Genomic DNA, 12,688 nt, shown 5'->3' on the forward strand with positions numbered 1-12,688 from the left:
CGGCTAAAAATTTTTATAAATGTTCTTATTGTGGCAAACATCTCCATGCACGTTTCATCGTTATTTAATTAAGTAGCCAGATAAAATAACTTCTCTTTTTTGAAAAGCATTTTGGGTATTACTGTTCTCGATAGCAACTGTTCTAATATGTTTTCGTAAAATATTAAGCATTTCTAATGGGTTAATGGTTCGTTCGAGCTCTTTTTTGATTTTTTGAGCCACTTTTTTAGCCATAGTACCTTGCTGCAACATGTTTTTAACGCCATTGATAAACTCTTCATCAGAATCGGTAAACCCTTTAAAGTTTTTGAAGGACTTTTCTTTTAGTCTGGTTTCAATATACTTGGTATTGGAACGTCCCCCGTTACTTTTTTTAGGTTCATCCCTCATAGAAGTATCTAACTCAAATCGAGCTTTGTTGGTTTCTAATAAGTGATAGTAATCATCCGGAATCTTTTCCCTTTTTGTATTAGGATTACATTCTAAGAGGTTTACAGCATCGAAAAATGTAATTTCCTTAGATGTCCCATTTTGGTTTAAATAGAACTTTTTAAGCTTACCAATTCGGAAAAACGTTACTAATTGATTGGTTGAGATATCAAGCTTTTTGAAACCGGACCTGGCTTTTTTAGGCAGCTCCTTAATTTTTTTAAACAAGTCGGGATTTTCATCTCTGATTTTTCGCATCATTTCCAAATACTTCAACTCAGAATCGCCTTCTTCATCTTCTCCGGAATATGCTTCCTTGCTATTCAAAGTATTAAATAATTCTTGGCTACCAAACTCTTCCCCGTCACTTAGATATTTTGCATCTTCACCCAAAATATCATGGAACATTTGAATTTTATTGGTAATATTTACTTCTAATCCTAGGTGTTTGTCTGAATGTGAGGTGGGAAAGAAATTGTAAATGTGAACGTATTCAAAAGCACTACCTAAACGATTTACCCTTCCAGCTCTTTGTAAAACCCGCGTAGGGTTCCACGGTAAATCGTAATTGATAAGTACGTTTGAGCGGTGCAGGTTAATACCTTCTGCAAGAACATCAGTAGCAATCAAAATTCGAATATCATCCCGCTGTTCATTATTTTTTCTGTTGGGGTCGAAGTTTGCTTGAATAATATCTCGGGAAACAATGTGATTTGAGGTTAATTCTTTGTTTGTATGTCGTCCTCCTGTACTAGAGTAAAACATCACTTTGCCGGGGAAGACGTCTTGCAAAGCTTCGTATAAATAATCACCTGTTTCTTTAGATTCGGTGAAAATAACAAGTTTATTTTTCTTTAAGATGTCAATGCTTTTAAGACTTGCAATAAATTTTTCGAGTTTGGGATCAGAATCAACTTTTTGCCAAAGGTTTTTAATGTCTTTAAGGATTTGAAGGTCAAATTCAAGTTTGGTTAAAAAGTCTTTTTTGAAATCTTTTGAACTGTATTTGTGTGCTTTTTCTTCATTTACAAAAGCTTCGAGAACATCTATATTGTCATTTTCAATTAAGTCATATACATCTACTTTTTTGCTAATATAAACAGTTCCTGAATGGAACATATCAATAAACTTTTCATATGAAAGGATAAAACGGTCTACACTTTTTCTGAAAGCAAAAAAGCTGCTTTCAAGACGTTTCACCAATATACCTTTCATGAAGCCACCAACGTTTTTCTGTTGTTGCTTCTCAAATTCCGAGAGTTTTTTGTGGCCTACATAGAACAGTAAAGGTGTATAACGTGCATATGTGAATTCCTGTAAGCGTTTTATAGTTGCTTTAAATATTTCTTCCAATTTACCTTCATAATTGTAAACAATTTTATGAGGGTCGTTTAAAGTAGGGAATACTAATCCCTGTAATTCCATGTCTTTTGAAAAGTAAGTTTGGACGTCATGCCTTGTTCTACGCACCATTACATAACGCAACACATTATTTCGAATGTCTTCGGAAATTTCTTTAATTAGTGCTTTATACTCAGGGTTATCTTTTTTTAGTTTCGATAGCCTGGTTCTAAAATTTGAAAAATACTTTTCCAAATTAGGCACGCCAGGAATAGTAGAATTTTTGGGTGCCTGGAATAATTTAAGTTGAGCAAAAATATCGTCAACGGAATTATTGAGCGGTGTAGCCGTAACCAGAATTACTTTTTTGCCACGACAAATGTCCAGTAAGTTTGCATAGGACTGTGTATTTTCGTTTCTGAATCGGTGAGCTTCGTCAACCACAATGTAATCGTAACGTTCGGTACCTCGGTTAATGATATGTTCTAATTTTCCAAGAGATTCAACCGTAAAACTTCGAACGCCAAAATCAAAAAGGGATTCTTTCCAGTATTCTTGTAGTACCGGTGGACAAACCACCAAAGTTCTACCCTGAAGCTGTTGAAGCAAAAGGGCAGTGATAAAAGTTTTACCTAAACCTACAACATCTGCAAGAAATACTCCATTGTAAGCGTTTAGAATTTTTTTAGCTTGAATTACTGCTTGACTTTGGTATTTTAATTTCATGAACCCATCTGGCAGAAATGGCTCAAATTGGTCTTCAAGATTTATATCTTCTTCGAGGTATTCATAAATTAATTTGAGATAGAGCTCGTAAGGTGTTATTTGGTCGTTAAGCCAGGTTTTATTTATGATGGTATCAACAAAGTCTTCAGAAATATCCACTGATTCAGCCCAAAGTTGATTAAATTGATTTTCAGCAAAGCGAACGTCGGCAGGTTGCTTTAGCTCAACATTAAATTCTCGGTTGGCCACTAACCCTGATTCAGAGAAATTACTGGAACCGGTAATTACAAAGCCATAATCCCTGTCTTCTGGCCTGTATCTGCCAATATACACTTTAGCATGAATATTCTTAGAAGGATAAGCTCTGATTTCCAGTTTTTTCCCATTACCGCCATTGGCTTTGTCAGCTTCGACATTTGGACAATTTGTCTGTAAAAACTCAATGAATTTGCGAATCCCAATTTCAAGCTGACTATCATTTTCGGAACTCGTTTCAATTTCCGTTTTTAGGTTTTGCCTATATAATTTTTTTGTCCTCTGGTGTGATTCGAAGTCAATAATTCCAAGCTGCTTATTATACTGTAGAATGTCAAAGGTGTTTCTATCAACATTCAAACCAACCAGTATTCTAATTTTCTCAACAGGCTCGAGTGCTTCATATAGCTGATAAAAACCACTTGCTCGGAAATAGCCAACGAGTATATCAAAATACTGGGTATCTTTTAAAGTCCTTTTAAATCTGTCCAGAAGACTGCTCCCTGTTTCGTTGGTAAAAAAAGTTAAATCTGTCTGATTAATGTTTATGTTATTGTCCATTTGACTTAAAAGTGCTTAAAGTTTGTCACGCCCTAATAATAGTTCTTCAACTTCAATCTTCATAATCCTGGCAATTCCACTATAATGGACTAACCGTCTTTCATTAGTGCACTGCCTTCAACTTCATTTATTGCCGACCAATCCTGGTCATGCTGGATTCATTACATGTGAATCGTTATTTCAGACAGAACAGCTCAACGGGCCCAAAGTTACTAAACATCAACTCCCAGTAAGGATTTAAGGGCAAATCCCACCAAAAATGAGAACGCAGCTACCCCCATGCTGATAGCTGCCATTTCGAAGAACCTTTTTTTAAAGTTTAGCTCTTTTACCACAGCAACGTAGAAATTAAACCCATAAATAATGAGAAGTGCGGTTACCAACACAATGCCTAAGGCCAGGAATTTATTGTTTACCAGGAAGAATGGAAGGATTAACAGAATAACTGTTCCCAAATATGCAACGCCTGTATATAGAGCAGATTCTTTTGCCCTGGCATCTCCTTCGGCTTTGGTTGAAAGATATTCGGATGCAGCCATAGATAGCGCTGCCGAAATTCCGGTCACCAGTCCGGCCAAAGAAATAACTTTAGTCTCGCCCAGAGCCAGTGTAAACCCTGCCAGGGCTCCGGTCAGCTCAACCAGCGCGTCGTTAAGTCCCAGCACTACAGACCCGACGAAAGTGAGGTTTCCACCTTCGAGCATTTTCAGGATGGCACGTTCATGTTCACCTTCTTCTTTGGCAAACTCGGCAGCTTCAGGGAAGTATTTGGCCTGACGGGAATAATTTTCGGCGCCGGTACCTTCTCTTGATTCCATCAGTTTTAAAGCAAATGCCAACCCTAAGAAGCGGGCCATAAAGTAAGTGCGATAGAGACGCCATTTATCGGGTTTCACTTTGACCCCTGTTTTCGATTCCCAAAAGGCGGCGTGTTGTTTTTCCTGCTCTGCAATTTTATTAAGCACCTGAGCATTTTTTTCACTTCGGGTACGCCGTGCAAGCTTTTTATAAATATGATATTCGGTTATTTCTGTTTTCTGAGCAGACAGTGCATACTTTTTTGCCTGGGCATTCATTATAATTCTTGTTTTTGAAAATTGACTTTCAAAGTTGCATTTTATTTCCTTAAAAACAAAAAAGGAATCGTACCAATAAACCAACGCATAGCCCTACCATTTTAATGTGTGGAAAAATAAAATGGGCTGCCATTTTTGAGGCAGCCCGCGAAAACATTTTTATTCTCCATCCGCATCAGAACTTCCTGCGAGGCCTTCCGCGAAACCGGCATATGCCGGTTTTCGAACATAATCGATTGTCCAGAGGCCAATGGGCTGGTTTTCTCGCCAGGAAGAACCTTCAGGACTATCGGTAGGACTCCATACAGTAATCCCATATCGCTGTTGAGGAGGAATTATTTCAAAATATTTTTCGACAACAAATTGGTACATTTCAGCCTGGCATTATAATCTTCTTCTGTTGCCTCACTGGTTGTTTTACCAATACCGATATCGAGTTCGGATATTTTAATGAGTTTGCCTGTTTCAGCCAGCAATTGGAACATTTCTACAATTTTATCTTTATCGGTATCGATGCTGATGTGCATTTGCGTACCGATTCCGTCGATGGTAGCACCTTGCTCCTCGATATATTGGACATATTGAATCAGTCCTTTACATTTATCGATATTGTATTCAAGGTTGTAGTCGTTAATAAACAGCAAATCATCGGGGTTACCGTACTGACGTGCAAGATTGAATGCCATCACAGCGTAATCTTTCCCGAGATAATCCTGCCAGTAGAAATGGTCGTCCGGCAAATCTCGATTGATTCCGGATTTCAATTCATAAGGATTTCCATCGTCCATGGGTTCGTTGACCACATCCCACGCTTTCACATAGTCTTTTGAAATAGTCATAATGCCTGCTATCCATCTTTCCATTTCGGCGGCGAGGGTATCCCTTTTTTCCTCGGGAGTCTTTTCAATGATTTGCTCGCCACCTCCATCTGGATTAAGCCGTCGAAGCGTGACATCATCGATAAAGACCGTACCAACGAAGTCGCCATAGCTGATAATGAATCTATTTCGATCGTCGGCCGTGACTGTTGTTTCCAAGGTATATTCCTGCCAGTCGTTAGAAATATTAAAGGTACCGAAAGAGTCACTGGAATAATCGGCAGTTGATTGTACTTCGGCTCGGATGGTGCCTTCAGCAGAAGCTCTGACCTTAAAATTAAGTACATAAGTAGATCCATTCACAAGGTTAGGCAAATCATAAGCCACCTGGGCCGACCAAAAGTCCGTTGCCGAAGGATTGGTAAATTTAAAGGCATATCCTTGTCCATCATAGCCTTCACCTTCTGCCGACCACTCTTGAGTCGAATTATTGCCCCATCCTATCCATCCGTCGATACCATTTTCAAAATCGGAATTACTAATAATAGAAGGTTCGAGTGTAGGTCCACCGGATTCGTTATATTTTTCCAGTTTAATATTATCAAAATAATAGGCTGTTGCAGCATTTCCCAGGTTAAAGGCAATGGCCCCTGTACCGGCGACATCTTCGGAAACAGTAATTTCTTTCACAAAGGTAGTCCAATCTGGTCCGGCAGAGATTGATCCAAAGAAATCCCAATGTTTATACTGAAAAGGAACCACATGGGCCTGTGTTGAAAAAGAGACATTGTCATCAGCCCTAACATCCATTGTAAGCTTGTATTTTTCCCCTACTTCCATGGGCGGCGAGAATGATAAGAAGAACTGACAATTCCAGTCATTTTCCCGCACTTCTTCATTGACGACTTTAATAGCTCTTCCTTCTCCATTGGCACCTTCACCTTCTGCAGTAAAAGATACGATGGCATTTTCACTATAGGTGTAATTATCGGCCTCATCGTTTTCGAAATCAGCCGCTTCCACTTCGTCCCAGGTTGGTTCACCGTCACCGGGTATGACGAGTGGCGCAATGGTGCTGTTAAGGAATTCTGCATTTTGATTGGCATGCCAAACTAGTGTATGACCATATACTGAAAGGCCTCCCTGCGCTGCTTTTGCAAGGAATTCCTCGACGGCGCTCAGATTGAGGGTCCCGTCGTCTTCCACCACCGCACCATGTTTCATTCCGTAGCCAGCCGTAACTTCATCAAAATTGGAACAGATCATGGTGTATTCAACGCCGGATTGAGAAAATCCACTTAACGAAACCCCGGCACCCAGTTTAAAGTCGGGATTGACCTCTCTGTCGACATAGGCTTTTAGGACATCATATTGATTCAGATACTCAAGCGCAGCAATGCTTTCGGGTTTTTCTACACTAAAATCCAACATGCTGTTGTCAGCACAAGAGGTTAGCAAAGAAAAACCTATAGCAATAGTCCAGAATTTATTCAAACATTTCATCGTCATTAGTGTAAGTTTTAATTAAATCACTGTTCAAATGAAACTCACAGAACAAAAGCAATACACCCTCTTTTTTGTGTCGAGCCTTCATTTTTATGTTCGTTTCATCATGATTTAAAACAATTAGTTTTCTATATACACGGGATTGAAGGTCTCCATTGTTACTCCACGGTCCCGAACAACAAGCGTATCTTTTGTATCGTACTGTTTAACTCCAAAATCAATCTGGTAATCAAGATAAAGGACATCCCTATCTTGATTTCCCCAACTGTTTTTATCACCATCCTTAACAAATTCTCCGGAACCATTGGCCGAAATACCTTCGGTTCCTGAAGTTATGGTACATTTATTATCATCATCGAACGTTAGCACCAGTTCACAGGTAAGTGTTACGGGTACACCATTCTCTTCTACCGTAGTTTGGACCGGGAATATTGCGGAATTTAAAGAAGCGGTATAAAGAGAGACCACCTCATCATATTCTACATACTCCTCGTGTCTAACTACCGTAGTGGTTTCACCTCCTTCAGTAATGAGATCGGTTCCTCGGCGCAAATAGTTCCCATGCCATGGATTAATGAACTTAACACAATAAAGGACAAAATCCTTTGGTTGCACATCCCAATCTGCAGATTTAGTCCGAACAGGATTATCCACCATAGGTACACCGGAAAGAATTGAATCAGCATTGGAAACATTGGTCATAACCAACGGAATTACATAGGTTTTAACCAATGATTTCGGGTCTTCAAAGAAGGCATTGGAAAGCTGCACCTCCACTCCTCCATTCAGACTTTTATCCAGGGTAATTTTATTGGATGCCAGAGAATAATAGTTATCCGGCATAGGGACCACCGCCGAATCGTTTTCAAAAAAGAGATTATTGCATAAAGAATTATCAATGGCAATATCAATATTGATTAATTTGTCATTAGAATAAACACCGCCCATTGTTGCATAAATCATGCACTTATACTCATTATCCAGGGAATTGTCATAAATATCTTCGCCTAGCACAATGGTTCTCACCGGGTACTGATAGGCAAAATATACTGTGGTGTAATCAAAGTCCGGGAATTCTACATCCTGATTTTCGCAAGAGAAAAAGACTACAGAAAACAACCCGGTCAAAATCACCCCTAAAAATTTATACAATTTCATATCATTAAATTTTATCATTTATTATTCAACGAATTACCATCCAGCATTTTGTTTTAGGTTGGTCCATTTGAGCACTTCTTGATACGGGATTGGCCCGTGATACATATAATCTTTGTAAACTCTGGGTTCCACCTCTATAGTTGTATAAACCGGATCAACATTGGGCTTGTCAATTTGCATACCACGAGCCGTTTCATTCAATTTGTCAAGACTAACCTTCCAACGACGCAAATCCCAGAAACGGTGGTTTTCAAAACATAGTTCCAAACGACGCTCATTACGAATCAATGAACGCATTTTATCTTTGTCATTTTTGCACTCTTCCAGATAAGGATCATCATTATCTGTCCCTACTCCGGCCCTGTTACGTATGGCTTTAATCACATCATATGCTGACCAGGGATATGTTCCGGTACCTGTAGGTCCCCAGGCTTCGTTGGCAGCCTCGGCATAAGCCAGGAAAATTTCCGTATAGCGAATACGTGCTGTATAATGTTTTTGCTCCGTATTGAACTCGGGGTTGGGATTACAGTCAGGACGCAATAGTTTTCTCAAATAGTAACCGGTCCGAGTAGACAAACCATTTTCCTTATTGATAACATCATTATTTGTTCCATAGGTTCCGGTAATAATAATATCGTCGTTAGGTCCCTGCGTGCTTTCATTGATAACGATATATCTATTGAGCCGAGGGTCGCGATTGGCATAAGGATCATTGGGGTCATAGTTGGCATCAGGATGCGAAATGGGATACCCATTTACCATAGGAAATGCATCCACAAGATTTTGCGTGGGGTTCACCCTACCATTACCATAGAGCGAGGGCGGGAAATTATCAGTTTCGAGGTCATTACTTTGGCTTATATCACTTCTCCAAATAATTTCAGGGGGTGTAACTCCGGAGCCCAGAGATTCAATTTCATCGATATTTGCATACCAAGTACCCCCGTTAGGGTCCAACCCACTGACACCATTAATACGATCGAGGACAATGCCGGCATAGTTAGCTGCATCTTCCCACGTTACATTGGTGCCGGAACTATAGGCAGGACTTGCCGCTAGCAATGCCACCTGAGCGCGAACCGCTTCCACAATTCGACCGGTTATACGTCCTCTCATATGGTTGCCATTCACGCGGTTATAATCACCGGCATTGGTAACTCCCATCTCTTTATACTTTTCGGGAATTTCAGCATCGGAAATATCTCCATAATCCAGCGGCAACAATTCCAGAGCCTTCTCCACATCACTCATGATTTGGTCAACGCACTCCTGAAAAGTGTTTCGCGGCACATTGAAATCAGATTCTGTGGTTTCAGGTTCTGTTAAAATGGGAACTCCCAACAATTGTCCGTCCTCAGTCCATCCGCCATGAGCCTGCAGGAGAAAATACATATGAACAGCGCGTAAGGCATAGGCTTCACCTTTTAGACGATCATTGTACATGGTACGAATTACCTCATCTTTACTCCACATCACCTCATCGGCATTTTGCAGAAAAAGATTAATGTACTGAATGGCATTTCTAGATCCCTGCCATCGCGACATAGGATTATCATTAGCTGCCCAGGAGCCGGTAGCCATCTGCAAATAGTTGTTTTCGTTATCATTGGATACGGCATCATCGGTAGCCACATCGCTATTAGGAAAAGCGGAATAAGGCAACAGGATATAAGCATTGGCTAAAATTCCCTGAGCATATGTTGGTTCCTGATACATGGCATCAATATTCCTAATATTTTCGTTGGCAGGAGAGAAAAAATCTTCACAGCCTGTTACCAGGAACAATAGCACTAATAGTTTAATAGTATTTCTCATCAGTGTAAAAGTTTCAAAGTTATTATCCTAAGGAATTCACATGAAAAAACACAGATTTCCGTTTGCATCAGAATGCAGCCTTCAAACCAATATTGTAAAAACGGGTTTGTGGTGCATCGGTAATATTCATCTCCAAAATTTCTTTTTCTTTAGCTATTGTCAGCAAATTGGAACCACTGATGTATGCCGAAACTTCTTTAAAGAATGAGTTTTGCAGAATGTTTTTCGGCAAATCATAGGTTATTTGCACCTTAGCCAAATTAAATCGGTCGGTTTTATATAGCCAAAAGTCGGAATTCCGGAAGTTATTGGTTCCGCTTGTGGTTGTCAGCCGGGGATAGGTGGCTGTTTCTTTGGTTTCTTCAGTCCATCGGTTACGGACCACTTCAGAATATTTCCGGTTGCCATATACCCAGAAATAGGAATTGTTTTTCATGGCGTAGGCGCCGAAGCCACCTGTTCCCATAGCAAAAAAGGTAAGATTTTTCCATCTAGCGGTAAGATTCACACCTAATGTAAAAGGAGCGCCATACCATCCTCCTTTCCCCAAGTAAACCACATCTTGCTCATTAATAATGTTGTCGTTGTTTTGATCCACATACTTGATATCACCCGGTTTCACAACACCACCGAAGACCTGTTCTGGAGAGTTATCTATCTCTTCTTGGCTTTGGAAAAAACCATCGCTTTCGAGGCCCCAGATACCATCAACAGGACGACCCTCACGTTTCTGATAATCATACTCATAGTTTTCATCACGCCGAGTGGCCTCGGTAGTATAATAGGTTCCTGCCAGGCCGAGGGTCCAGTGTACGTTACCCAGACGCTTATTAAAATTGACATCGAAATCGAATCCCATGCGTTGATCGTCATTAAAATTGACATATGGGATGAAAGATGCATCAGGATAATAGGTAAAGAAATAGTTTGGGAAAATGGTGGAAGGCTCAATAATCAATCCCTCCATTTTATTAATAAAGAAAGAGGTATTTATGGAAAACAGATTATCCCACATGGAAGCACGCAAATTGGCAGATAATTCTTTTCTTTTAATGAAGGTCAAATCCTTGTTTTCTCCTCTAATCGAATTGGTAGATTGTTCTGAAGCACCATCATACCATCCCCACCATGCACCATCGGCCTGAGTATAATTGGCTTCATACATATAATAATCGTCAATATCCAGATCGGTATTCAGGATACTTGCTGAAACGCTAAGAACCATATCGTCTATCACGGATGAACTAGCCATGAAACTCTCATTACTTAATCTCCAACCCAGCGTTATGGAAGGTGAAAAAGCATTTCGATGGCCGGGGGCTAATTTGGCCGAATGAACAATTGCGGCACCGAAATCTGAATAATACTTGTTTTTGAAGTTGTATCCCAATTGGAGTCCCAGATTGGCATTACTGGTTCTGTGATAAACTTCCGATTCAGTCTGCTGAAAACCGTTTGCTATCAACATAGCAGACAGATTGTGGGCATTATTCAGGGAGGTATTGTATTCGAACCACCCGGAAAAGGCAAGTGTTTGTCGATTTGTGCTGCCACTTATATTTTGCTCGCCCGAACGCTCATCATTATTGTATTTGGTTAAGTCAGCAATCACATCGACCCCATTGTAGGAATACCATGAAGGTTCATAAACTGCATAGGAATTATTGTAAGAAGTGGTGTAAGAAGTGGCGTAATCAACAGCAAACTGGGTATGAAATGAAAGACCTTTCAAAAAATTATCCAAATTAAAGTCAATCCCCGTATCGAACTGGAACTGCCGACTGGTCCATTTACTGTACCCCCCAGCATAGAAATCGGCAAAAACATTGGTCATATCGACCTGTGTTCCGGCTAAAAAATACTTGCCGTCAACAATATTACTACTGTTATTCACAAGAGTCCATGCGTTAAGTGCATTTTGATCCAGGAAACTAATGGGGATTAAAGGCGAAATGCGATTAGGTCGCATGGTGGCTGCATAGGTCCAATAGGTATCGGAGGTATCATCATCCGGATCACTATCAGTGACATTAGCACTTCGTGCATTATAGAAAGTAGCATTAGCGTTTACAAAGGCACTGATATAATCATTCAACTTTAAATCAATATTTCCTCTGACATTTAAGCGATCGGTATAATTATTCTTGGCTTCCCCAATTTTAAACAGATCTCCTTGCCTATAATAGCCAATATTGGTATAATATCGTGCTCGTTCATTTCCACCCGAGATTTCGGTAACAACATCAGACCGATTATAGGCTTTTTTCAGATAATCTGAAGAATAAAAATCAACATTGGGATACCTGTATGGATTTTGTCCGGAAGCAAAACGATAAATCTCCTCATCGCTATAAGCAGGTTGCAATCCATCATTTTCCAACGCTTCATTATAAAGCGTCATATACTCGGCCGAGCCAAGATATTTGGGATAACTTTTTGAAACATGAAAACCAGAATTTGCACGGACATTAATTTTTAGGGGGTGAGCTTGCCCTCTTTTGGTAGTAATAAAAATAACTCCTTTGGCAGCCCTACTACCATAAAGCACAACAGCCGAAGCCCCTTTCAAAAAAGTGATATGATCTATTTCTGCGGGAATAACATTATTGGCATCTCGCGGCACACCGTCAACCAGAACCAAATAATCATCCATCCCCCATAAAGAGTTACCCGTCCAACCACCGATATATCCCTGCATATTATCCAAGCTATAAGTATGATAGTTTTTCTTAATCAGATTTTGCACGTCGACCACGGCCACACTACCCCAAAGGTCCGATTTTGTAACCTTGCGAAAGGCAATTTGAACCCGTGATGTATCATTTACCATATAAGTTGAATCAGTTTCATTTTCGGTCGTTGATTGTGCCTTAACTCCCGGGGTAAGGTCAACCAACATCGCCAACAAAATGATTCTTATAATTATTTGTTTCATCAGTAAAAATTTTAATTTAGTTATTGGGCTGATGTAACTCGCATGACCAAAAACACATACATATT

At 39.9% G+C, this 12,688-nt stretch carries 7 protein-coding genes; all 7 read right to left on the reverse strand.

Annotated features, from left to right (window positions below; all coding sequences use genetic code 11):
* Nucleotides 1-60 precede the first annotated feature (60 nt).
* Complete coding sequence (locus BM130_RS04785; protein WP_010528476.1) at nt 61-3,312, reverse strand: SNF2-related protein; 3,252 nt, start codon at nt 3,310-3,312, stop codon at nt 61-63.
* Nucleotides 3,313-3,524: 212 nt separating this feature from the next.
* Nucleotides 3,525-4,388 (reverse strand): VIT1/CCC1 transporter family protein, encoded by an 864-nt coding sequence (locus BM130_RS04790; RefSeq protein ID WP_010528477.1) that lies wholly within the window; start codon nt 4,386-4,388, stop codon nt 3,525-3,527.
* Nucleotides 4,389-4,547: 159 nt separating this feature from the next.
* Entirely contained in the window at nt 4,548-4,760 is a 213-nt protein-coding gene (locus BM130_RS15170; RefSeq protein ID WP_010528478.1) for a carbohydrate-binding CenC domain protein, read from the reverse strand.
* Nucleotides 4,724-6,715, reverse strand: a complete 1,992-nt coding sequence (locus tag BM130_RS04795; RefSeq protein WP_081474953.1) for an endo-1,4-beta-xylanase — start codon at nt 6,713-6,715, stop codon at nt 4,724-4,726. The genes BM130_RS15170 and BM130_RS04795 overlap by 37 nt, the downstream gene beginning before the upstream one ends.
* 117 nt (nt 6,716-6,832) lie before the next feature.
* Nucleotides 6,833-7,870, reverse strand: coding sequence for a DUF5627 domain-containing protein (locus tag BM130_RS04800; RefSeq protein WP_029626704.1), 1,038 nt, complete (start codon nt 7,868-7,870; stop codon nt 6,833-6,835).
* A 33-nt stretch (nt 7,871-7,903) separates the two neighbouring features.
* A complete protein-coding gene (locus tag BM130_RS04805) occupies nt 7,904-9,688 on the reverse strand; it encodes a RagB/SusD family nutrient uptake outer membrane protein (RefSeq protein WP_010528481.1) in 1,785 nt (594 codons plus the stop codon).
* Between the two features lie 67 nt (nt 9,689-9,755).
* Nucleotides 9,756-12,623: a SusC/RagA family TonB-linked outer membrane protein gene (locus BM130_RS04810; protein WP_010528482.1), complete on the reverse strand. Its 2,868-nt coding sequence runs from the start codon at nt 12,621-12,623 to the stop codon at nt 9,756-9,758.
* Nucleotides 12,624-12,688: the final 65 nt, after the last annotated feature.

The sequence above is a fragment of the Thermophagus xiamenensis genome (assembly GCF_900112795.1).
Lineage (GTDB): Bacteria > Bacteroidota > Bacteroidia > Bacteroidales > Marinilabiliaceae > Thermophagus > Thermophagus xiamenensis.

Excerpts from the sequence above, each read along its gene's own strand:
- BM130_RS04800 (WP_029626704.1), bottom strand. The coding sequence starts at position 7,870 with ATGAAATTGTATAAATTTTTAGGGGTGATTTTGACCGGGTTGTTTTCT.
- BM130_RS04785 (WP_010528476.1), bottom strand. The coding sequence starts at position 3,312 with ATGGACAATAACATAAACATTAATCAGACAGATTTAACTTTTTTTACC.
- BM130_RS04810 (WP_010528482.1), bottom strand. The coding sequence starts at position 12,623 with ATGAAACAAATAATTATAAGAATCATTTTGTTGGCGATGTTGGTTGAC.
- BM130_RS04795 (WP_081474953.1), bottom strand. The coding sequence starts at position 6,715 with ATGACGATGAAATGTTTGAATAAATTCTGGACTATTGCTATAGGTTTT.
- BM130_RS04805 (WP_010528481.1), bottom strand. The coding sequence starts at position 9,688 with ATGAGAAATACTATTAAACTATTAGTGCTATTGTTCCTGGTAACAGGC.
- BM130_RS15170 (WP_010528478.1), bottom strand. The coding sequence starts at position 4,760 with ATGTACCAATTTGTTGTCGAAAAATATTTTGAAATAATTCCTCCTCAA.
- BM130_RS04790 (WP_010528477.1), bottom strand. The coding sequence starts at position 4,388 with ATGAATGCCCAGGCAAAAAAGTATGCACTGTCTGCTCAGAAAACAGAA.